Genomic DNA, 23,219 nt, shown 5'->3' with positions numbered 1-23,219 from the left:
TTATTCGCTAAGCGCTTGCCAATTAACGAATAATAATTGCAGCCATCGTCCCCTCGTATCGCCGGTTTTCGTGGTCACGAAAACCGAAAGCATCGGACCACTGAACAAGAAAGGGGGCGCGAAGTGCGCGAGTTCGCGGCACGGTCGGGGCACAACGAGGGCGCAATCGGGGCGGATTCGGGGCGCGAATCAGGGCGCCACGTGCCCACCCGCGCAAGGGAAGGCCAAAGATCGGGCGTAAATCCGCATCGGATTCTTTTGCGCCTTTTGCGCATATTTGCGGCCCAAACCAAATCCGTCTCTGTCACCTGCACAGTCTGTTGTTTGACCTCAGATGACTCGGATCAATGCGGGGTATTACAAAGATCCGGAGGGTCAAACTCCTGATCGAATCCTCTGCGCCCTCCGCGCCCTCCTGTTCACCGCTGCCTTGTTTTGGTGCCTCTTCGCGCCTCCTCGTGGCCAACCCTGGCTTGTTCGAACTCTGTCCTATCCTGTCTCCATCCGAGTTATCTGAGTCCAAAAACCTCCGTCTCCCATGCGGCCGGCCTCAAAATCCGCGGCTCCTTTTGCGCCTCTTGCGCCGTTTGCGGCCCAAGTCCCAACCTCCACCTCCGTTAGGCGGCGCGTTTCTCCGCGCCGCCTTCGCGGAATCGCTCAGCGATTCTGCGCCGAATAAAGCGCCACAAGCGCGGCCCCGATCGCCTGGGAAAGATCGCCCAACGTCGCGGGCACAATCTGCAGGCGTTCGCGCTGCACCTTGAAGAGATACGGCTCGGCCGCCGCGCGCACCGCCGCAAGGAAACGCGTGCGGAACTCTTCCGTCGTCGCGCCCGGATCCATCAACCCGCCGCCGATCACCACGATCTCCGCGTCGAGCGCGATCGTAAGGTTGGCGATGTGCAGGCCGAGGGCCCGCGCCTGGAAATTGAAGATGTCGACCGCCAGCGGATCACCTTTCTGCGCCCGCGTGCGCAACGACAACACCTTCTCCTTGATCGGCGCTTTCGAGGTCGCGACCTCGTGGCCGGGATACTTCGGCAGGAACTCCGCGAGCAACTGCGGCAAGCCCGAGATCGTGGTGTACGCCTCGACGCAGCCCCAGTCGCGGCCGCAGCCGCACGAGAACGGACGAATCCCGCCGAGCAGGTGCAACGGCGCCGGCATGTGCCCCGCCTCCATGCCCGCCAGTGTGTCGCCTTCAAGCGGCAGGCCATCCGGCCCGATGTACGCCGCGCCCAGGCCCGAGCCCGGCGCCAGCATCAGCACGGTCGCCTTGCGATTGCCGCGCACGCGTGCCGCCTCGCCCACGCCGCCGTAGTTGCCGTCGTTGCCCACCACGAGCGGGATCGGACGCCCCGCCTTGGCCGAGAGCGCCGCGCCATAGTCGGCGGCGAAGTCCCAACCGGCGAACGACGCCGGCAGGTTCGCCGTGCGATCGAGCACGCCATAACGCAGGTACGGCCCGGGAATCGCGAGGCCCACGCCCTGCACCTGCGCCCAGGTCAGTTTATTGTCGGACAGGAATCCTTCCACGCCCTCCACCCAGCCGGCCACGACGGCCGTCGTGCCGAGCTGCGAGTTGGTGGAACTCTGGCGCAGCTGCAGCGAGATCGGGGTGCCATCGGACCAGACACCGCCGGTCTTCGAGGTCGTAGCGCCGGAGTCAGTACCGATGTAAACGTTGGGGGGCGTCGTGCTCATTTGGGTGGTTCAGTCGGGGCGAAAATCCACGCGCCGGCAAGTCCTGTTCCGGCCGGCGCGTGTAACAGCGTAACAGCCGCGCTGCGTCCGTGACGGACGGCGCGAACGCGGCTGCCGGGAGACCGGGAGCTATTTCAACAGTGCCTGGTAGGTCAGGGCCTTCACCTGCTGGTTCAGCCGCGAGCCACCGGTCGGACGGAGCTGGGTCATCATGAACGCGACCATCCGCTCCTTCGGGTCGACGACGTACTGCGGAAAGTACGCGCTGCCCCACCCGTACGAGCCGACCGTGCCGACTTCGCCGTAGTAGCCGACGTCCTTCATCACCCAGAACCCGAGTCCGAAGGCGCCGGTGTCGTTGGGATACTTCGTGCCGGTGTGGTTCTCGGACATCAGCGCGACCGTCTTGGGACTGAGGATACGCACGCCGTCGAGGGTGCCGCCGTTGAGGAGCATCTGGAGCAGCCGGCCGTAGTCCGTCGCCGTCGAGACCAGGCCCGCACCACCCGAAAAGAGCTTCCGCGGCCCACGGACGAAGTGGCCCCCGTCGGTGAGCACCAGCTTGCCGTCCTCGACGCCGTACACCTTGGCCAGCCGGCTTTCCTTCTCCACCGGCAGGTAAAAACAGGTGTCCACCATCTTCAGCGGGGCGAAAACGCGCTCCGCGAAAAACCGGTCCAGCGGCATGCCGGACGCCACCTCGACCAGCCGGCCGAGGACGTCCGTCGAATACCCGTACTGCCACGCCTCGCCGGGTTGGGCGTGCAACGGCAGCGTCGCCAGCCGGTCGACCGCCTCACCAATCGTCTCGTCGTGATCGATCAGGTACCAGCCGTGCAACCGCGCCGCCTTGTAGTCATCGACCGCGAGCCCGTCGCCGTAGGTCAGCCCGGCGGTGTGCGTCAGCAGGTCGCGGATCTGGATCGGCCGCTTCGCCGGCACGGTCGTGTACTTCGTGCCCGCTGGCGAACCCGCGGGCGCCGGCACCGCCACGCGGGACTCCTTGAACGCCGGCAGGTACTTCGAGACCGGGTCGCTCAGCAGGAATTTACCCTCCTCGTAGAGGATCATCACCGCGACCGAGGTCACCGCCTTGCTCATGGACGCGATGCGGAAAATCGTGTCGGTCGTCATCGGCTGCTTCGCCTCGATGTCGCGCATGCCGAACGCCTTCAGCTCCACGGTTTGGCCGTCCCGCGCGATGTACATCACGCCGCCCGCGAGTTTCTGCTGGTCGACGTTTTCCTGGATCACCGCGTCCAGCCGCTGGAGTCGGCCCGGATCGAAGCCCAATTCGGCCGGCGTGGCCGCGCGCAGGGCCGCCGCGGCGGCCAGCGTGAATGCACCAAGGGTAACGCGAAGCAGCGAGGGTGAACTCATGCCGGAGAACAATCACGCCGTCCCGCCCGGGTCACGCGCGAAGTTTGCCCCGTTTCCCCCCAGTCTTTCTCTTACTCTTCCTCTTTCTCTTACTCTCGAAGAACTCAGGGATTGAGGGATTGAGGGATTGAGGGATTGAGGGATTGAGGGATTGAGGGATTGAGGGATTGAGGGATTGAGGCCTGCCCGATCCGCGGCTCCCCCTTTTCACTCTCACTCTCACTCTCACTTTCACTCCGTAGGGCGTTCTCGGGCCGGTCGCCGGCGGCGCCCGGCCTCGCCGCGAGAGTAAGAGAAAGAGGAAGAGTAAGAGAAAGACCCAGGAGGGGCCACCCGCCCCCTAGACTTTCCATGCAACCCCGGCCACATTTCCGGCACTTTCGCCCCCCGGCCGCGTCCTTCCCGTGCTCATGAAAAAGACCACCACCGCCGCCCTCGCCGCCTGCGGGCTGCTGTGCGTCCTGCTGACGGGGTGGTTCTGGCGCCGCCAGGCGGTCGCGCCCCACCCGGCCCGACTCTCCAGTCCGGCCCCTGCCGCCGCGACCGCGGCCTCCACTGCCGTGCCGACCGTGACGTCGCGAACCGACCCCGCGGTGCGCGACCTGCTCGCCCGGCTTCAGCGGCTGCTCGGTCGCCGCGACATCCGCCACAACGAGGCGGTGCTCACCTTCAAGGACGACGCGGCTTATGCCCGCTTTCTCGCCCGCGCCGCCCAGGCTGGCCTGACCATCGTTGGGCGGCTCGACGCCCTCCGCTCGGTACGCGTGCGCTACACCGATCTCGCCGCCCTGCAGCTGGACGCCGCCCAGCACCCGTCCGATTACGCCGACCTTTCCGGCAACTACCTCTTTGGCGTGCCGCCCATCCCCGCCAAGGAGGCGCGCGACGCCGTGAATCAGGTGCCCTTCCGCAACTCCGCCCTCGCCTTCCTCGGCGCCACGGGCGACCGCTCCCAATGGGGCCGCGGTGTCACCATCGCCGTCCTCGACACCGGCGTCGCCCTCGCCGACGCCACCTTCGGCACCGGGCGCGTGCAGACGCTCGACGTCGGGCTCGGCGTGTTCCCCGGCACCGCCAGCGATGACGGTCACGGCACTTCGGTCGCCTCGCTCGCCGCCGGGCTCGCCGCCGATGCGCCGGGCGTCGCGCCCGCCGCCCGCGTGCTCAGCATCCGCGTCACGGATACTTCCGGCACGAGCGACATCTACACGCTCTCACAGGCGATCGTCGCCGCGACCGACGCCGGGGCGCGCGTCATCAACATCAGCCTGGGCGGCTACGCCACCAATGCCCTGCTCGATGCCGCCATCACCTACGCCGCCAACAACGGCGCCGTCATCGTCGCCGCCGCCGGCAACGACCAGGCCGCCCAACTTGCCTGGCCTGCCGCCGACCCGCGCGTGATCTCGGTCGCAGCCGTCGACCTCGCCGAACAGCAGGTGACGTTCTCCAACTCGGGCGCGCAGCTCCAGTTGAGCGCGCCCGGTTATGCCGTCCAGACCGCCTGGCTCGACAACAGCCGCGTGTACGTTTCCGGCACCTCCGCCAGCGCCCCGCTCGTCGCCGGCGCGATCGCCGCGGTCATGTCGCAGAACTCGGCGCTCACCGCGGCGCAGGCCGCCCAGATTCTCACCCAGACGGCCAACGACGTCGGCGCCCCGGGAACCGATCCGAACTACGGCCACGGCATCCTGAACCTGGCGTGGGCGATGAACGCGACCAACCGCGCCTACACCGACACCGCGGTCTCGAGCCACTACTACGATGCCGCCACCGGGCAGATGGATTTCGTGCTGCAGAACCGCGGCGGCGCCCCGGTCTCCAGCTTGTCCCTCGCGGTGACGAGCGGCGCGTACACAACGTACTACGACGTCACGAGTCTCGACGCGGGTGAGACCAAGCTCGTCACCGTCCCGGTCGACGCCGCCGCGCTCAAGGCGTCGGGCCAGATCCGCTTTTCCACCACGCTCATCAACCCGATCGGCACCGTCGACCAGGTGCCGACAAACAACACCCGGGCAAGCGTGCTGACCGCGACGAAGTAGCCGCGGTCAACCGACCGAAACGGATTAGCGCGCCGCGCCCTTCGCCGCGCGCAACGCGCGGGCCACCGCCGCGGGATCCGCCGCCTGGGAGAAAGCCGACACCACCGCGACACCCGCGGCGCCGGCGGCGAACACGGCGGCGGCATTGGCAAGATTGATCCCGCCGATCGCCACGACCGGCAGCCGGGCCTGCGCCTTCACTGCGCGCAGCCCGTCGAGCCCCAGCGGCGGCGCGGCGTCGGGCTTGGTCGGCGTCGCGTACACCGGGCCCACGCCGAGATAATCCACCTCGGCGCCCACGACCTGAAGTTGCGCAAGCTCCGTGATCGAGAGCCCAAGTAGCCGCCCGGGCCCAAGCAGCCGGCGCACGACGTCCGTCGGCATATCCGACTGCCCCACGTGCACCCCCTCGGCGTTCACCGCCAGCGCGAGGTCGACGGCGTCGTTGATGACCAATGGCACCCCGCGCACTCGGAGCATTTCATGCAGCGCGCGAGCGGCCTCGAACTGCTCCCGACGCGTGCCGCCCGTCGCGCGGTACTGCACCACCGAGACGCCGCCCGCGAGCGCCGTCTCGACACCGGCAAGCAGCCCGGCCGGGTAACGCTCCGGCGCGTCGGTGACGAGATAGACGCCGTAATCGATCATGAAAGCCGCGCCTCCCGGCGAATGATGGTGCCATCGATCTCATCGAGCGCATCCAGCAGCGCCACCGCGAACGACCCTGGGCGCGCGGCCACGCGCTGCGCGCGCTCGCCGGCGATGCCCATGATCACGGCCGAGGTCATCGCCGCCGCGAGGGGCGACTCCGCCACCGCCGCGCAGGCCGCGGCGACCGCGCCCTGTGCGCACCCGACGCCAGTCACGCGGGTAAGGAGCACGTGGCCATTGTGACATGCGACGCGCGTGCGGCCGTCGGTGCCATAATCCACCGGGCCGGTCGCGAGCACCGCCCCGCCAGTCCGGCGCGCCAGGTCCTCGGCGGCGGCCAGCGCCGCCTCGGTCGAGTCACCGCTGTCAACGCCGCGCCCCTTGCCGGCGCTGCCGGAGAGCGCGATCACCTCCGAGGCGTTGCCGCGAATGAGGGTCGGACGATGCGCGAGCAACTCGCGGGCGAAGGCGGTGCGCACGGCCAGCGGCCCGACCGCCACGGGATCGAGGACCCAAGGGCGCTTGCCCGCGACCGCCGCGGCGACCGCCGCGCGCATCGCGCGCATCTGCGGCTCGTCGAGCGTGCCGACGTTCACCAGGAGCGCATCGGCCATCACGGCAAACTGCGCCGCCTCCTCCGCGTGCTCCACCATCGCGGGCGCCGCGCCCAGCGCGAGCAGCACGTTGGCGGTGAAATTTTTCACGACGCCGTTCGTGAGGCAGTGCACCAGCGGCCGGCGGCGCCGCAGTTGGTCGAGGGTGGTGACGACGGTATCGATCGGGTTCATGGGAAAAGGAGTTGGACGCTAGGCTGCCTCATCCGCCCATCTCAACCCAAACCACGGTCCTACGGCCGCACCGGCCCTCCAGCCCGCTCAGGCGGTCCGGCGATCACTTTCCTCGCCGTCCTCAGCGTCGACCAGCGACTCGAGCCGCCGGCGCAGGTCCGAGAGTTCCTTCGATTTGAAGTCGCGCTTGGTGCGTTCCAACACCGTCACCGCCTCGCGCACCGCCTGCTCCAGCTCGTGCGTGCGCATCCCGGCCGCGCCGCCCGGCGAACGCGCCAGCACTTCCGCCACCTCGCGCACATCCGCAAAGGCCATGGCGAGCCGGCCAAGCGAGACCTCCAGGTAGTTCGCGACGATGCCGGATTGGCTCGCATCGTGTGCCTGCCGGATCTGCTCGTCGACCCGCGCGAGGTCCGTGGTCCAGCTCCGCAGATGTTCCAGGCTGCGCGCTACGACCCGTCGCGTCTCGTAAAGGCCGATATTGCGCTGCACCGCGTCGAGGAGCTGGTCGGCGCGCACCGGTTTGCGCAGGTATGCCGCCACGCCGGCATTGACCGACTGGATGGCGCTTTCCGCCGAGGCAAAGCCCGTCAGGAGGATCACCGGCAGGCCGGGATGCCGGGTATGGAGCTCCCGGACCAGTTCCAGGTCCTCATTGCCCGGCATGTTGATGTCCGAAATCACCAGCGACACGTGCTCGGTCGCCAGCCGGGCCAGCGCGGCCGCCCCGTCCGCCACGACCACCGCCTCGAAACCCGCGCTGCGCAGGAGCGCCGCGGTGCTGAGGCGAAACACCTCCTCGTCGTCGGCCACGAGCACACGCAAGGCGGAAGCGGGGGTGGCGGAAGCGGAGGACGTTGAATTCACAAGCAGGCGGATGGAGCGGCGCGTACGAGAGGGAGCGTTGGAAACTGTGAATCCCGTGCTCATTTTCAACGCCGAATGCCCGCGCATGCCCGAAGCACCCGCGGGGCAATTGCTTCCAGCGCGACCACGTCGTCCACGCCGCCCAGCTTGATTGCCTCATTCGGCATGCCAAAGACCACGCAACTTTGCTCGTCCTGGGCGATGTTGAAGGCGCCGGCCTGCTTCATCTCGAGCATGCCCTTGGCGCCATCATCCCCCATCCCGGTCATGAGCACGCCGACCGCATTCGCGCCTGCATAGCGGGCTACGGACCGAAAGAGCACATCGACCGACGGCCGGTGGCGGGAAACCAGCGGCCCGTCGCGCACCTCCACGTAATAGCGCGCACCGCTACGTTTCAGCAGCAGGTGATGATTGCCGGGAGCAATGAGAACCTCTCCCGGGAGCACCGCGGCGCCGTTGACCGCCTCGGCGACCGAAACCTTGCACAAGCCGTCGAGCCGGGCGGCGAAGCTGGCCGTGAACTTCTCCGGCATGTGCTGCACGATCACGACGCCGGGGGCGTTCGCCGGCAGCGCCTCGAGGAACACGCGCAAGGCTTCCGTCCCGCCGGTGGAAGCGCCGACGGCAATGATTTTTTCGGTCGTCTCGAGCATCGCGCCAGCTCCGGCGGGGCTGAGCACGGCGTCGGCCGTGAGCTTCGGCGTCGCCCGCAGCGCCGGACCGGCGAAACGGCGCACGCCGGCGCGTGCCGCCGAGCGGACGACATCGCAGATCCGGATCGAGGACTCCTCGAGGAACTGCTTCGTCCCGAGCTTCGGCTTCGAGATGATATCGACCGCGCCGCGCTCCAGCGCCGCCAGCGCCGTGCGCGAGCCGTCGTCGGTGAGGCTGGAGCAGATCACGACGGGGATCGGGTGCTGCCGCATGATCTGCTCGAGGAAGGTGATGCCGTCCATCCGGGGCATCTCCACGTCGAGCGTCATGACATCCGGCACCTGCTCGGCGATCCGCTGGACCGCGACGAACGGATCCGACGCGGTGGCGATGACCTCAATGCCGGGGTCGGACTCCAGGATCGCCTTGAGCGTCTGGCGGACCGACGCGGAGTCGTCGACGACCAGGACACGAATCTTGCGCGGCATGTTATGGGGGAACAAAGGGTTCTCGGGCGGAAGCGCAGGCCCGCGGGCGCACGCTAGCGTTTGCGGTACACGGCCGAGCCGACGGTGCGCAACGGCACATCCAGGCTGACGACCGACTCGGAGTGCCCGACGAAGAAGTAGCCGCCGGGCCGCAGGTACTCGCAGAGGAGGTTCACCACGCGCTCCTGCGTGGGCTTGTCGAAATAGATCATCACGTTCCGGAAGAAGATCGCGTCGAAGACCTCCCGGACCGCATAGCGCGCCGCCATGAAGTTGAGCGGTTCGAACCGCACCCGGGTCCGAAGCTCGGGCACGATCCGCACCTGCCGCTGGCCGGGATCGCGGCTGCGCAGGAGGTACTTGTTGCGCAGTTCCAGCGGCACCGACTCGACGTCGGCGGCGTCGTAGATCGCCGCGCGCGCCGTCTCGAGCACGCGCCGGCAGACGTCGGTCCCGAGCACCTCGAAATCGAAGCCATGCCCACGATGGGCGCCAATCTCGCCCAGCACCATCGCCAGCGTGTACGCCTCCATGCCCGTCGATGCCCCGGCCGACCACACCTTGCAGGTCCACGGCCGGCCCGCGTCCGGATCGAGCGCGGGCAGCGCCACGGTGCGCAGGAAGTCGAAGTGCTGCGGCTCGCGAAAGAAGTCGGTCTTGTTCGTGGTGACGGCGTCGATGAACTCCAGCCGCTCGACGTGCGCCTCGCCGGCCGTGAGCACGAGGTGGAGGTAATCCTCGAGCGAGGCGCAGCCCGCCAGACGGACCCGCCGCTGCAACCGGCTCTGCAGGAGCGGAATCTTGGCATCCGACATGCGGATACCCAGTTCGCGGGTGATGAACTCGGACACCCGCCGAAAACGCTCCGGCGAGATCGCAAGATCGGTGCCCCGTTCCCCGGTGACGGTCGCGGACGTCATGCGGTCGGTGGTTAGGTGGCGGCGGCAACGGCGGTCAGCTCGTCCGCCGAGAACACCGCATCGATGTCGAGGATGATGATGAACTGCTCGCCGCGCCGGCCCATCCCCCGGATGAACTCGCTGCGCCAGCGCATCGCGATGGTCGGCGGCGGGGTGGTCTGGCTCGGATCGAGCTCGATCACCTCGTGGACGCTGTCGGCGATGCCGCCGATCACACACGACTCACCGTCGAGCGTGAGTTCGAGGACGATGATGCGGGTGTGCAGGGTGTCGACCGCGGGTGGCAGGCCGAATTTCGTGCGGAGGTCCACGACGGGGATGGCGTTGCCGCGGACGTTGACGACGCCGCGCATGTAGGCCGGCGCCGTCGGGACCTTGGTGATGGGGGCGAGTTCGAGGACCTCACGTACCTGGGCGACGCCGACGGCGAACATCTCGTCGCCAAGGCGATAGGTCAGAAATTGGGCGGGTTGAGTCGTGCTCATGAAGGATTGAGATTGGGGCGGAGGCGGCGGCGGGACGGAGGGTGGTCCCGCCGCACGGGTTTGGGGAGGGAGACACCGGGCGGAGACGAGGGCCGGAATCGGAGCTCAGTAGCGCTGGAATTCACGGTCGCGGCTGTCGCCCTTGGCGGGCTTCTCCGAGAGGGAGATCACCGCGCCTTGCTCGGAGGCGTGGCCGTTGCCGTTCTCGCCCTGGCCGTTGCTGCCCGAGCTGCGCGCCGCGGGCGGCGTGCCGCGTTTGGCGGGCGCCGATGCCGGGGTGCGCTTCACCCCGCCGGGGGTCGCGGCGCGACGATCGGCCGGACCACCCGTGTGGTTCACCTTGAAGAACGCGATCGTGGTCTGGAGCTGCTGCGCCTGCGTCGAAAGCTCCTCGGCGGTGGCGGCCATCTCCTCGGACGCGGACGAGTTCTGCTGGATGACCTGGTCGAGCTGCTGGATCGCCTTGTTCACCTGCGCGGCGCCGGTGTTCTGCTCGGCGCTGGCGGCGGCGATCTCCTGGACGAGTTCGGCGGTCTTGCGAATGTCGGGCACGAGCTTGGTCAGCATGTCACCGGCCTGTTCGGCGACCTGCACGCCCGACGCGGTGATGCGGCTGATCTCGGCCGCGGCGGTCTGGCTGCGCTCGGCCAGCTTGCGCACCTCGCTCGCCACGACGGCGAACCCCTTGCCGTGCTCACCAGCGCGGGCGGCCTCCACCGCCGCGTTGAGCGCGAGGAGGTCGGTCTTGCGGGCGATCTCCTCGATGATGCTGATCTTGTCAGCCACCTCGCGCATGGCGTTGACCGTGCGGGTGACGGACTCGCCGCCGGTCTTGGCGTCCTCGGCGGCCTTGCTCGCGATCTTGTCGGTCTGCCGCGCGTTGTCGGCGTTGCGCTCGATGCTCGCGGCCATCTCCTCCATCGACGAAGTGCTCTCCTCGGCCGAGGCGGCCTGCTCGGACGCGCCCTGGGACAGTTGCTGGGCGGTGGCGCTCATCTGCTCGCTGCCCGCGGCAACGTTGCCGGTTGCCGTGGTCACGTCACCGATGATCTCCCGCAGGCTTTCGATCATCCGATTCATCGCGGCGCAGATCTGCCCGATTTCGTCGCGCGAGGTGACATCGATCGTGGCCGTCAAGTCTCCGCCGGCGACCCGTTCCACGGCGCTCACCGCGACCGCGATCGGCCGGGTGATGCTGCGCGTGATCACGAGCGCGATACCGATGCCGACTCCCAGGGCCACGATCAGCCCGACGATCAGTCCTACCTTCGCGGCAGCGATGGCCGACTCGATATCCGCACCCGCCTCGTCGCTCCGGGTCTTGTTGAAGGCAAGTGCGTCCTCCACGGCGGCGGTGTACTTCAGGTATACCGGCTGAAGCTTGTTGCGGCAGGCGGCAAACGCTTCGTCGTTCTTGCGGGCCCGGCTAAACGCCAGCACCTCCTCGACGATGGGCCGATAGGCCGCCCGCGCTCGGTTGATCTCGTCAATCTTGCGGCGGTTCTCCTCGGTGACGATCGTCTTGTCGTAGTCGGCGAGGATCTTGGTATTCCTCTCCGACTGGCCGCGCAGCTCGGTTTCGACCGCGTCTATCTCGGCCTCCGTGGCGGCGATGATGTGCCGGTAGATAGTCGCCTGCTGTTCGCGTAGGTTCTCCGAGACCATACTGATGGTGTACAACCCGGGCATGGCCCGGCGCACCACGGCGTCGGAACGCTCCGCGATCTGCTGGAGCCGGATGACACAGAACGCGGCGAGGAGCGCCGTTATGACGATCACCGCGCTGAATCCCGCGATGATGCGTTTGCCGATGGATAGGTTCTTCATGAGTGAGGTGGTTTGAGGGGTTGTCTGGGGAGGTGGGAAAGGGGTCAGGGCGCGGCGTAGATCGGCCGGCTGACCTCGGCGCCGTTGCGCTGCTGCGCGCACGCGACCAGCCCGGCCAAGTCGAGGATGAGCGCGACGCGCCCGTCGCCCATGATCGTGCCGCCGGAGACGACCGAGATCTTGCGGAACATCCTACCGAGCGACTGGATGACCGTCTGGTGGCTGCCGAGCACACGATCGACCACGAGGCCGACGCGGTCGCGGCCAAAGCGGACGATCACGATCTTCTCGATCGCTGGCTCCTCGCCGGGGAGGCCGAACAGTTCACGAAGGTGCAGGTACGGGATCAGTTCGCCGCGGACGGAGACCAGGTTGCGGCCGTTGTTGCGCGCGCGGTCCTCGCGGCGCAGCTCCACGTTTTCGCTGACGACCGACATCGGGATGATGAACGGATCGTCGGCCACCGTGACCAGCAGCCCCTCGATGATCGCAAGCGTCAGCGGCAACGAGAGCGCAATGGTCGTCCCCTCGCCTTTCGTGCTGGAGAGTTGGATCCCGCCGCGGAGGGCGTCGATCTGCTTGCGCACCACGTCCATGCCCACGCCGCGTCCGGAAACGGCCGTAACCTTGTTCGCGGTCGAGAAGCCCGGCAGGAAGATGAGGTTAAAGATTTCCGCCTCGGAGAGGTTTGCATCGGCGCCGATCAGACCTTTTTCGACGGCCTTGGCGCGGATCAGCGCGGGATCGAGGCCCCGGCCATCGTCCTGCACCGTCACCACCACGTGCGAGCCCTCATGCCGGGCGGTCAGCCGGACGGTGCCGCGCCGCGGACGCCCCAGCGCCTCACGCTCGCCCGGCGTGCCGATGCCGTGGTCGATGCTGTTCCGAATCAGGTGGACCAGCGGGTCTGCGAGCTGATCGAGCACGGTCTTGTCCAGCTCGGTCTCGGCGCCCTCGGTCACCAGGTCGACCTCTTTGCCGAGGTCATGCGAAAGATCATACACCAGTCGCTTGAACCGGCTGAAGGTGGAGCCGATCGGCATCATGCGGATACCCAGCACGGCATCACGCATCTCCGCGATCAGCCGCTCCATCGCCTCCACCGGGCCGGCCAGGTCTGCCTGGTTGAGCCGCGAAGCCACCTGGGAGAGCCGGGACTCGTTCATGACGAGTTCGCCGACGAGGCTGACCAGGTGATCGAGTTTCGCCGACGGCACGCGGACGACGGCGTCGCGGGCGGCCCTGGCGGCGCTGCCCCGCGAATCGTCGGGTGTCACTCCATTGGCGGTCGCAGACGCAGCCGCGTCATCCACCGGCACGGGCGCGGTGGTGGCGGGCGCGGCGACGGGCGCCGCCATCGTTTCGGTGACATCGGTGATGCGGAGCTCGGCGCCATCCTCCGCGAACACGAAGACGTCGCGCACGGCGTTGAGCCCCCGATCGGTCACCAGGTGGATATCCCAGGCGAGGTGGCATTTCGTGGCACTGAGTTCCTCGAGGCCCGGAACCGCGCCGGTGTCGGCGGTGATCTCGCACCGGCCAAGCGTCTGCAATTCCGCGAGCAACGCCGCGGGATCCAGCCCGCTCATCGCGATGCCCGGTTCGGGCCGGAAATGAATGTCGAACGTCTGCGTCGCGCCGTGTTCGGGCGCGGGGGCGACGCCCGTTTGCGCCACCGGCGCAGCCGGGGTGCCGGCGAGCAGCGCGGTGAACTCGCGCGCGAGTGCCTCGCCCGCTTCGTCGGGGCTGCTCGCCTCCCCCGCACCCGCCTCCAGCAGGCGTTGGATATGGTCACGGGCGGCGAGGATCAGACGCACGAGCTCCGGCGAGACGCCAATCGTTCCCTGCCGCAGCTGATCCAGCGCGGTCTCGACGTGATGGGTGAAGCTTGCCACCGCCTCGAAACCAAACATCGCGCCGGAGCCCTTGATCGTGTGGAACGCGCGAAAGAGCCGGTTGATCGCCTCGCGATCGTCGGGGCGATTCGCGATCTCGAGCACGGTTTCCTCGACCTGCGCGAGCAGATCGGCCGCCTCGATGAGAAAGGTTTGGGTGGGATCGGAGGCGTCCATGGGAATCAGCGCAGCACTTTGGCCACGACGGCCACCAGTTGCTCAGGGGTGAAGGGTTTCACGATCCAGCCGGTCGCACCGGCCTCACGACCGGCCTGCTTCTTGGCCGCCTCGCTCTCGGTCGTGAGCATGATGATCGGGATGAAGCGGAACCGCGGGTCCTGGCGGAGCTGGCGGATGAGTTCGATGCCATCGAGTCGCGGCATATTGAGATCGGCCACCACCATGTCGGCCGGCGTCACCGCCAATTTGTCGAGCGCATCGCGGCCATCACAGGCCTCTACGACCGCATAACCGGCGCGCTTCAGGGTCAGCGCCACCATTTGCCGAACGCTCGCCGAGTCATCAACCGTGAGAATCGTGCGGCTCATGACTGCCCCTCCGAGAAGAGGATCCGCTCGCACGCGACCGCCGCCGCCGCGCGCCGCACGGCCGGGGACGGTTCCGCGAGCCGGAGCAGGCGCCCGCGCGCCCACGCGCTGCGCATGGCGGCGCAAAGCACCTGCACGCCGAGGGTGTCGCACTGGGTCACGGCGCCGAGATCGATCACCAGCGCGGGATGCCGCTGGAGTTCGATCCGACACGCCGCGCCAAAGGCCTCGACGGTGTAGATGGTCAACGCCGCTCCCGCGGCCAGCCGCGGTGTCGGGACGTCGCCGGAAGATGGGACGGCAGTGGGGGCCTGAATCGCGCTCATGGGATCAAAAGAGTTCCACGTTGTCGCCGAGCGCCGCGGACGCAGGGACCGCTGCGGCCGCGGAGGTCGCGGCGGCCGGGATGGTTGTGGGGGCCGGATCCGGACTTGGCACCGGACGCGTTCCGCCCGCCACGGCCATGCCTGACCCGAGCGCCCGGGCATCGATTGCCCGCCCTTCCAACGCGGCCTCATGCGCCACGCGTTCGGACTCCATCGTATAGTGCTGCGCCAGGGCGGCGAACTCCTCGCGCACGTTGGCGTCCGCCGCCGCGTCTGGGGCACCTTGCCGGCACCACTCCCCGAGTTGTTCCAGCCCGGCCTGCAGCGTGCGCAACGGGGCCTGATCAACCCGGCCGAGGGCGGCCCGCTCGAGGAGTTGGGCGGCGCCGGCCCGCGTGCGCTCCAACAGCGCGGGAAACTGGTCGAGGGCATCGACCACGTCGGCACGCTGCGCCTGCAGCGCCCGTTCCTCCCGACCGGCCGCCGCCGTGATCCGGTCATGTGCCGCCAGACTCTGCTCCTCCAGCCGGCCGGCCTGCCCAATGATCCGTGCGAGACGGTCACCCATCCCGGCAAGATCGCGGCCGAGCCCCTCCGCGAGCGAACTGGTCTCGTCAGACAGGCTGTAGATGTGCCGGGCCAGCACCTCGAGACCATCGCAACGCGCCACCTGCGCGGCCTGCACCTGGGCGTTCAGCGCGATGAGCCGGATGCTCCAGGTCAGCTCGCGGATGGTGTCACCCAAGTCCGCCGTCACGCCCCCGAACGAACGCACCGCCAGGGCGGTGACTTTCGACTGCTCCGCCAGGCCCGCGAGCGGCACGCGCAACTCGGCGAGCATCCGCAGCAGTGCGTCAATGGTCGCGCCCACGTGCCGCCCGATCGCGGCACAGTCGTCCCGGCCGAGGCCCTCGGCCTGCACCTCGCCCAACCCGGCGAGCACCGCCCGCAGGCCCGAGTCGATCCCGGCGATCGCCGTCCTGAGATCCTGCTCGACGGCGGCGAGTTGGGTCGCCTGCAGCAGCGCCATCCGACCGATGAAGGCGGTGGCCGAAGGCGTCTCCGCGCGGGCCCGCGGCGGCAGGTCCGCCAGCGCCGCCAGCACGTGCTCGAGCTTCTGGCGCGTGATGTCCTGATACTGCAGGCCCACGATGATGGCGTTGGTTTCCTGATCGATGCGGCGGACGAGCGCGGTGGCGCGTTCCTCGCGCTGGCGCAGCCGGCTGATGTCGTTTTCGAGGGCGCCGATCGAGGTCCGCATCGCCGCGCTTTGCTCGAGGACTGCGCGCTGCTGGCTGGCCTGTTGCGCATCGATCTGGCCGATCGCGGCGCCAATGGCGTCCCGCGTGTCGCCGAGCGCGGAAAACTGGTGCGTGAACGTTTCGCGCACCCGCCGGTCGAGCTGCGCGATCTCCACGGTGAGCGCCGCAAACGCGGCCTGCATTTCCGGTGGCAGCGTGGCCGCCTCGATGCGGAACAACGTGTCGACGATGCGCAGCGGCGCGATCGCGCGCTCCAGCCGTCCCGCGTGCTGCCGCAACTGCGTGATCTCCAGATACTGCTGCCGCAGGTTGTCCGCCAGGGCGTCACTTTCCTGCTGGAAGGTCTCCAGGGCCGCCAGCGCCTCGCCGACCGTGGCGATGGCCGCGCGCACCGGATTGGCCTCCTCGGGCGCCGCGGTAAAGGCGTTGAGCCGCCCGGCGATGGCCGCCAGTTCGGCGCTCAGACGGGCCTGCTCCTGCAGCCCGGCGCCGGTTTCGACAAAGGCGTGTTCGACCGCTGCCAATTGCCCCTGCAGGTCTCGTTCCCCGGCCGCCAGCGCCGCGACGCGCTCCGGCAGCGCCTGCCCGTTCGGCCGCAACACCCAGCCGCGCCTGCCTTCTCGCCGCAGTCGCCCCAGCGCATGCCGCACGCCCGCCTGCCATGCCCGCACCCGCGCCGCGACCCACCGGCGGACGCCGACTTGGCCTGGACGCCGGCCCGGCGCGCGCCCCTCGACGGTTTCCGCCGGGGCGGGAGCCGGATTCGAGGTCGCTGGAGGAAATGGGAACTTGAGGGTATTCAACGGGAATAAAAAAAAGGCACGGTCAGTCGACGCTCCGGGAGCGTTGGGACTTACCGTGCCTTTCGCGGGACAGGCCTGAGTATCCTGCCCTGAAATGCTATCCACCACCTGATGGGGGACCTGGTGAACGTATCGGATTGGCGGATTCGCCCTTAAGCGACCCCCACCCTTAACAGCATTGCTAATAGCAGGTGCTGGTAACTCTCCGACCAGCAACGTGCCGACCGACGCCACCTGCCCGGGTCCGCCGGGAACGGTCCCGGCCGGGCTCGGTCTGGGGCGTGACCAAACCTCCACGCATCGCCGCTGCTGCACAGCGTGCTGGCGGTTTTCAACTGGATGTGCCCGGACCGCGCCCTCGCGATCCCCGACTGGGTGCGCCAGCAGTTCGCCCTGCCCGTGCCCGACCTGCACGCCCCCCGAGGGCTCGAGGAGGAGCGCGTCCGGCTCTTCGACTCCCGGCCGTGGTTCGCCCCGCACCAGCCCGAGGACCAACCCCTTGAACGCTAAAGGAGTGCCATGCTTATCGGTGCCATGAACAACCCGGGGGAGGCGTTGGAACGCGAGATCGCATGGATGGCGGAGCTGCACCTCGACTTCATCGATCTCACGCTGGAGCCCCCGGCGGCCGCCACCTGGAAACTGCGGTCGGTCGACGTCGCCGCCCGCTTGCGCGACGCGAACCTCGGGGTCATCGGCCACACCGCCTTCTACCTGCCCATTGCGTCCTCGTTCCCCAGCCTGCGGCAGGCCGCCATCGATGAACTCAAGCGTGCGGCCGAGTTCTTCGCTCAGCTCGGCGCCCGTTGGATGAACATCCACCCCGACGGCCACGCGCCCTTCATCGAGGAAGGGACGATCGTCCGGCGAAACATCGAATCCCTTGCCGAGGTTGCCGCGTTCACCGAGCCGCTCGGCCTCGGGATCATGCTCGAGAACGTGCCGGGGCGGTTCAACTCGGTCACCCAACTCGCGCCGATCTTCGCCGGCGTGCCCGGGCTGGGGCTCCATCTCGACATCGGCCACAGCAACCTCTCGGTCGTGCAGAACACCGCGCCGGAACTCATCCACTACTTTGCCGGCCGCCTGGCCCATGTGCATCTCCACGACAACCGCGGTGGCCACGCGGACCTCCATCTCGCACTCGGCATGGGCGACATCGACCTGGCCGCGCTGGTGCGCGTGCTGCGCGGGAGCGGTTACGACAACACCATCACGCTCGAGGTCTTCGCGCGCGACCGGCACTTCCTGGAATACAGCCGCGATCGATTGCGCGATCTCTGGGGCGCGGCCGCCTAGCCGTCGCGTCATGCCGCGTTCGACGTTGCATCCACCCGTGGTGACGCTCCGTTGCCCTCCGACCTCACCCGCCGGTCTGCGCCCCATGGCCGTCGCGTGGGCGGCCCACTAGAATGCCGCCGATGAACTCCACGGGAGCGCAGGCTCGTGACGGAGAACCGCCCCGCCCCGCTTCGCCTCGGCGCGAAGCCGCGGCGTCGGCCACCGCACGCCCGTCGGCGGCGCCTTCGCGTCGGCTCCCTATCGGCGCGGAGCCGCTGCCGGGCGGCGGCGTGCATTTCCGCGTGTGGGCGCCGGCGGTCATCTCGGTCGCGGTGGAACGCCTGGACGATGCCGGCGGCATCAGCGGCATCACCGCGCTCCAACCCGAGGCAGGCGGTTACTTTTCGGGCATCGTGGCCGACGCGCAGCCCGGCACGCGCTATCGGTTCCGACTCCCGCAGGGCAGCTTTCCCGACCCCGCCTCACGTTTCCAACCGGACGGGCCGCATGGTCCATCGGAGGTCGTCGATCCCGACTTCCCGTGGAGCGACGACGAATGGCGCGGCCGGCCCGCCGCCGAGTTGGTGCTGTATGAGCTGCATCTTGGGACATTCACGACCGCGGGTACCTGGAGCGCAACGATGGCCGAGCTCCCGGAGCTGGCGCGACTCGGCATCACCGCCCTGGAGATCATGCCGATCGCGGAGTTTCCGGGCACGTTCGGCTGGGGTTACGACGGCGTGGACCTGTTTGCCCCCACCCGGCTCTACGGGCGGCCGGAGGACGCGAGACGGTTCGTCGCGCGCGCGCACGAGCTCGGGCTCATGGTCATCCTCGACGTCGTCTACAATCACTTCGGCCCCGACGGCTGCTACCTGCGGGAGTTTGCGCCGCAGTACTTCAGCACGAAGTACCAATGCGAATGGGGCGACCCGCTGAACTTCGAGGGCGACCACGCCAAGCCGGTCCGCGAGTTCTTCCTGGCCAACGCCCGCTACTGGATTGACGAGTTCCACTTCGACGGGCTGCGGCTCGATGCCACGCAGCAGATTTTCGACGCCTCGCCGGTCTCGATCCTGGCGGAGATTCCGGCGGCCGTCCGCGCCGCGGCGCCGCACCGGCAGACGTTCGTCGTCGGCGAAAACGAACCCCAGCACGCGCGGCTCGCGCGGCCGCCCGCCCGTCAGGGCTTCGGCTTCGACGCGGTGTGGAACGACGATTTTCACCACAGCGCGATCGCCGCGGCCGTCGGCAAGCGTGAGGCGTACTACCTTGATTACCGCGGCGCGCCCCAGGAATTCGTCTCCGCCGCCAAGTATGGCTTCCTGTTCCAGGGCCAGTGGAACCAATGGCAGCAGAAGCGGCGCGGCACCCCGGCGCTCGATCTCGCGCCCGCGCGCTTCGTGACGTTCCTGCAGAACCACGACCAGATCGCGAACTCCCTGCGCGGGCTCCGGCTGCACCAACTCACCAGCCCCGCGATTCACCGCGCCCTGACCGCGCTGCTCCTGCTCTCGCCATCGATTCCCATGCTCTTCCAGGGCCAGGAATTCGGCGCCTCCACGCCGTTCCTCTATTTCGCGGAGCACCATCCCGCACTCGCCTCCCTCGTCGCTGGCGGCCGCCGCAGGTTTCTCGAACAGTTCCGCACCATCGCCGCCGCCGACGCCGCCGGCTCCCTCGCCGAGCCGCACGCGCCCGAAACCTTCCGCCGTTCGCAGCTCAACCTGCAGGAGCGCGAAACCCACCGGCCCACGTACCTCCTCCACCAAGACCTGCTCCGCCTGCGGCGTGAGGACCCGGTGGTGCGCGATCCGCGCGGCCTCGACGGGGCCGTGCTCGGCGCCCGCGCCTTCCTGCTCCGCTACTTCGCCGCCGACGGCCGCGACCGGCTCCTGCTGGTCAACCTCGGAGGCGACCTCACGCTCCGCGCCGCGCCCGAACCGCTGTTGGCCCCGGTGGACAACCTCGGCTGGGAGGTCGCGTGGTCGAGCGAGAATCCAGCCTATGGTGGTCTCGGCACGCCTGCCCTCGAAACCACCGCCGGTTGGATCATTCCCGGCCCCGGCGTCTACCTCTTGTCCCCGCATCCGAACTGTGAACCCGCCCGCGCCAAACTTAGTGAGGAGGATTGATTTCGCCGCGGTGTCGCACGCCGAGCAGGCGGAGCTTCTCACGCGGCAGTGGCTCGTGACGAACGCGCTGGGCGGGTATGCCTCCGGCACGTTGTCGGGCGCCGTAAGCTGGCGTTACCACGGGCTGCTGATCGCCGCGCTGCCCGCGCCGTTTGGCCGCACGCTGATGCTCAACCACCTCGAGGAGTGTCTGCGCTTTCCCGACGGCCACGTCGTCCAGTTCGGTGGCGGCGAACCAAGCGAAGCCGGCGCCGCACCGCCCCCGAACCGGCTGGTCGAGTTTCGCCTTGAAGACCAGATGCCGGTCTGGAGCTACCTCGTCGAAGGCGTGCACGTCGAAAAACGCCTCCTGATGCCGAATCGCCAGAATACGGTTCACCTCACGTACCGCATCCAGGCGCCGGCCGACGGCTTCTGGCTCGAGCTCCGCCCGTCGGTGCACTTTCGCGCGTTCGAGGACAGCGTCAGCAAGGCCCACAGCGAGCACTACGAGGTCCGCACCCGCGGCCACCGCTACGAGATCGACTCGCACGAGGGCTACCCGCCGCTGCGGCTCGCGATCGACGCGGAGGAGTTTCGTTTCATCCAGGACGGTGGCACCCGGCGGGAGATCATCTACGCGCGCGACGCCGAGCGAGGGTTTGAATCGCGGGGGGTGCTCTGGTCGCCGGGGTACTTCTCCATCGCGGTCCGGGCCGCGCCGCTGACGCTCATCGCCTCCACCGAGGATTGGCACACCCTCATGGCGCTCGACGCCGAGGCCGCGTTCACGACCGAGCGTGACCGACTGCAGCGCCTCATCCGACAGGCCGATCCCCGCGCCCGCGCCGGCATTGGCGCCGAGTTGGTGCTCGCCGCCGATCAGTTCATCGTCGTGCCCGCGGGACGCGTGCGTGACACCGCGCGCGCGCGCGCCGCCGGCGACGAGTTGCGCAGCGTGATCGCCGGCTACCACTGGTTCACCGACTGGGGCCGCGACACCATGATCAGCCTCGAAGGGCTCACGCTCGTTACCGGACGGCACCAGGAGGCCGCCTGGATCCTGCGCGCGTTCGCCGCCTACGTGCGCGACGGTCTCATCCCGAACCTCTTCCCCGAGGGGCGAAATGACGGGCTCTACCACACTGCCGATGCCACGCTCTGGTTTTTCCATGCCATCGACCGCTACACGCGCGTCACCGGCGAGCGGAACACGCTCCAATCGCTCCTCCCGCTGCTGCGCCAGATCGTTGACCACCATTTCCGCGGCACGCGCTACGGCATCCGCGTCGACCCGACCGACGGCCTCCTCATCCAGGGCGCGGAAGGATATCAGCTGACGTGGATGGACGCCAAAGTCGGAGACTGGGTCGTGACGCCCCGTCGCGGGAAGGCGGTTGAAATCAATGCACTCTGGTACAACGCGCTGCGCCTGCTTCAGGGCTGGCTCCACGCAGAGGACGAGCCGGCCGCCGCCGAACTCCGCGCGCAGGCGGATCGGGCCCGGCAATCCTTCAACCAGCGTTTCTGGAATCCGGCGACCGAGTGTCTCTTCGACGTGATCGACGGAGAGCACGGTGACGATCCGGCGATCCGGCCCAACCAGCTGCTCTCGATCTCCCTGCCCAACGCCGTGCTCGACCGCAGCCGCTGGCCGGCAGTGCTGGCGATGGCGGAGCGCGAGCTGGTGACGCCGGTTGGCCTGCGTTCGCTCAGCCCGAAGCACAAGGACTACAGGCCGAAGTACTCGGGCGACCTTCGCTCGCGGGACGCCGCGTACCACCAGGGGACGGTCTGGGCCTGGCTGATCGGGCCGTTCATCGATGCGTGGCTCAAGCTGCACCCCGACGATGCGGCGGGTGCGCGGCGCTTCCTCGAAGGCTTCGCACCGCACCTAGCCGAGGCGTGCGTCGGCTCCGTCAGCGAGATCTTCGACGCGGAGCCCCCGTTCGACGCACGGGGCTGCATCGCACAGGCATGGAGCGTGGCGGAAGTCCTGCGTACGTTTGTCCTGACGGCGCCCACTGGGGGCAGCCCCCCCCGGCCATGACCGCCCACTCCGCCACGATCGACGTCTGCATCGTGGGCGCCGGACCTGCCGGACTGAACGCCGCGCTGGTCCTCGGCCGCTGCGGACGCAGCGTCGTGGTTTACGATTCCGGGCAGCCAAGGAACGCCGCTTCGCAAGGGCTGCGCTGTTTCCTGAGCCGGGACGGCATCAATCCCCACGAACTGCGCGCGATCGGGCGGCTCGAGGTTGGCGCGTATCCGTCGGTCACGTTCATCGATGCGCAGGTCGTCGCCGCGAAGCGCAGCCCGTATGGCTTCGAGCTGGTCACCTCCGACGGCCAGTCCCGCGCCTGCCGCATCCTCCTGCTCGCCACCGGACGCGTCGACGTCCTGCCCGACCGTCCGGGCTTTCGCGAACTCTACGGCCGCGGCGTGCACCATTGCCCGTACTGCGACGGCTGGGAGCACCGCGGGCAGCGGATCGTCGCGTACGGCGAGTATCCCGCCGTAGCCGACCTGGCACTCGCGTTGCTGACCTGGACACCCCGCGTGACCGTCGTCGTGCCCGAACCCGGGCAGGCATCGGCCGACGATCGGCGGCGGCTCGGCGAGCAGCGCATCGAGGTGGCGCCGGCAGACATCGCGAGCGTCGAGGGCACGCCGGAAGGCGGCGTCACCGGAGCGCAACTAGCCAATGGCGAGCGCATCGCGTGCGACGCCGTGTTCTTCACGTCGGCCCTGCCGCAACGCTCGGCGCTCGCCGAGAATCTTGGCTGCGAGATGGACGACGGCGGCTCGGTCGTCTGCCGGGCGCATGCCGCAACGGGAGTGCCGGGCTTGTACGTGGCGGGCAACGTGCGGGGCGGCGTTCACCTGGCGATCATGGCCGCGGCCGAGGGCGCGGAGGCCGCGATCGCGATCAATGAGGAGCTGGCGGACAACGGACTGAACCCGACGGAGGCGGTACGACCGCGACAGCCCACGTCCGGCGGCGACGCGTAGGACAAGCACTTCGCCCGCGAGCCGCCGACGGCACGCGCGTATCCCGGCAGTATCTGGACACTATCCCGGCAAGCTTCCGGAGTATCTGGACATTATCGCGCTAGTTCCCCGTGCGAGGGCGTTTATAATTGCAGCCCTCGTCCGCTTCGTCTCCTCGTCTCGCGGC

General features: G+C 68.6%; 19 protein-coding genes. 6 read left to right on the top strand and 13 right to left on the bottom strand.

Annotation, left to right across the window (positions count from 1 at the left end; translation table 11 throughout):
* Positions 1-657: 657 nt before the first annotated feature.
* Positions 658-1,704, bottom strand: a complete 1,047-nt coding sequence (locus DB354_RS03595) for an ROK family protein (RefSeq protein ID WP_107834049.1) — start codon at positions 1,702-1,704, stop codon at positions 658-660.
* Positions 1,705-1,833: 129 nt separating this feature from the next.
* Entirely contained in the window at positions 1,834-3,084 is a 1,251-nt protein-coding gene (locus DB354_RS03590) for a serine hydrolase domain-containing protein (RefSeq protein ID WP_107834048.1), read from the bottom strand.
* A gap of 410 nt (positions 3,085-3,494) precedes the next feature.
* On the opposite strand from DB354_RS03590, the gene DB354_RS03585 reads away from it, so the two are divergent.
* Positions 3,495-5,129, top strand: a complete 1,635-nt coding sequence (locus DB354_RS03585) for a S8 family serine peptidase (RefSeq protein WP_107834047.1) — start codon at positions 3,495-3,497, stop codon at positions 5,127-5,129.
* Between the two features lie 24 nt (positions 5,130-5,153).
* On the opposite strand, the gene thiE is transcribed toward DB354_RS03585, so the two are convergent.
* From thiE to DB354_RS22190, 11 genes are all read right to left on the bottom strand, one after another.
* Complete coding sequence (gene thiE, locus DB354_RS03580; RefSeq protein ID WP_107834046.1) at positions 5,154-5,777, bottom strand: thiamine phosphate synthase; 624 nt, start codon at positions 5,775-5,777, stop codon at positions 5,154-5,156.
* Complete coding sequence (gene thiM, locus DB354_RS03575) at positions 5,774-6,568, bottom strand: hydroxyethylthiazole kinase (protein WP_107834045.1); 795 nt, start codon at positions 6,566-6,568, stop codon at positions 5,774-5,776. Before thiM ends, thiE begins: the two co-directional genes overlap by 4 nt.
* Before the next feature lie 87 nt (positions 6,569-6,655).
* A complete protein-coding gene (locus DB354_RS03570) occupies positions 6,656-7,381 on the bottom strand; it encodes a response regulator (RefSeq protein WP_158277348.1) in 726 nt (241 codons plus the stop codon).
* 119 nt (positions 7,382-7,500) lie between these two features.
* Complete coding sequence (locus DB354_RS03565; protein WP_107834043.1) at positions 7,501-8,580, bottom strand: chemotaxis response regulator protein-glutamate methylesterase; 1,080 nt, start codon at positions 8,578-8,580, stop codon at positions 7,501-7,503.
* A gap of 53 nt (positions 8,581-8,633) precedes the next feature.
* A complete protein-coding gene (locus DB354_RS03560; protein ID WP_107834042.1) occupies positions 8,634-9,500 on the bottom strand; it encodes a CheR family methyltransferase in 867 nt (288 codons plus the stop codon).
* Between the two features lie 11 nt (positions 9,501-9,511).
* Positions 9,512-9,985, bottom strand: a complete 474-nt coding sequence (locus DB354_RS03555) for a chemotaxis protein CheW (protein WP_107834041.1) — start codon at positions 9,983-9,985, stop codon at positions 9,512-9,514.
* Between the two features lie 105 nt (positions 9,986-10,090).
* Complete coding sequence (locus tag DB354_RS03550; protein ID WP_107834040.1) at positions 10,091-11,812, bottom strand: methyl-accepting chemotaxis protein; 1,722 nt, start codon at positions 11,810-11,812, stop codon at positions 10,091-10,093.
* 44 nt (positions 11,813-11,856) lie between these two features.
* Positions 11,857-13,884 carry a chemotaxis protein CheA gene (locus DB354_RS03545; RefSeq protein WP_107834039.1) on the bottom strand — a complete coding sequence of 676 codons (2,028 nt, stop codon included), beginning with the start codon at positions 13,882-13,884 and terminating at the stop codon, positions 11,857-11,859.
* 5 nt (positions 13,885-13,889) lie between these two features.
* Positions 13,890-14,255: a response regulator gene (locus DB354_RS03540; protein ID WP_107834038.1), complete on the bottom strand. Its 366-nt coding sequence runs from the start codon at positions 14,253-14,255 to the stop codon at positions 13,890-13,892.
* Complete coding sequence (locus DB354_RS22195) at positions 14,252-14,581, bottom strand: STAS domain-containing protein (RefSeq protein WP_158277347.1); 330 nt, start codon at positions 14,579-14,581, stop codon at positions 14,252-14,254. The genes DB354_RS03540 and DB354_RS22195 overlap by 4 nt, the downstream gene beginning before the upstream one ends.
* A gap of 4 nt (positions 14,582-14,585) precedes the next feature.
* Positions 14,586-16,646, bottom strand: coding sequence for a hypothetical protein (locus DB354_RS22190; protein ID WP_158277346.1), 2,061 nt, complete (start codon positions 16,644-16,646; stop codon positions 14,586-14,588).
* 318 nt (positions 16,647-16,964) lie between these two features.
* Between DB354_RS22190 and DB354_RS21900 the strand changes: the two genes are divergently transcribed.
* The 5 genes from DB354_RS21900 (at position 16,965) to DB354_RS03515 (ending at position 23,053) form a co-directional block, all read left to right on the top strand.
* Positions 16,965-17,156, top strand: a complete 192-nt coding sequence (locus DB354_RS21900; protein WP_146180093.1) for a hypothetical protein — start codon at positions 16,965-16,967, stop codon at positions 17,154-17,156.
* Between the two features lie 9 nt (positions 17,157-17,165).
* Positions 17,166-17,945, top strand: coding sequence for a sugar phosphate isomerase/epimerase family protein (locus DB354_RS03530; protein ID WP_233256544.1), 780 nt, complete (start codon positions 17,166-17,168; stop codon positions 17,943-17,945).
* 122 nt (positions 17,946-18,067) lie between these two features.
* A complete protein-coding gene (treZ, locus tag DB354_RS03525; RefSeq protein WP_107834077.1) occupies positions 18,068-20,062 on the top strand; it encodes a malto-oligosyltrehalose trehalohydrolase in 1,995 nt (664 codons plus the stop codon).
* 10 nt (positions 20,063-20,072) lie between these two features.
* Complete coding sequence (locus tag DB354_RS03520; RefSeq protein WP_199226787.1) at positions 20,073-22,091, top strand: amylo-alpha-1,6-glucosidase; 2,019 nt, start codon at positions 20,073-20,075, stop codon at positions 22,089-22,091.
* Positions 22,088-23,053: an NAD(P)/FAD-dependent oxidoreductase gene (locus tag DB354_RS03515; protein ID WP_158277345.1), complete on the top strand. Its 966-nt coding sequence runs from the start codon at positions 22,088-22,090 to the stop codon at positions 23,051-23,053. The genes DB354_RS03520 and DB354_RS03515 overlap by 4 nt, the downstream gene beginning before the upstream one ends.
* Positions 23,054-23,219: the final 166 nt, after the last annotated feature.

The organism is Opitutus sp. ER46 (genome assembly GCF_003054705.1).
Taxonomy (GTDB): Bacteria; Verrucomicrobiota; Verrucomicrobiia; order Opitutales; family Opitutaceae; genus ER46.
Note: the sequence above shows the minus strand (reverse complement) of the source record. Positions and strands in the feature narration are given on the sequence as shown.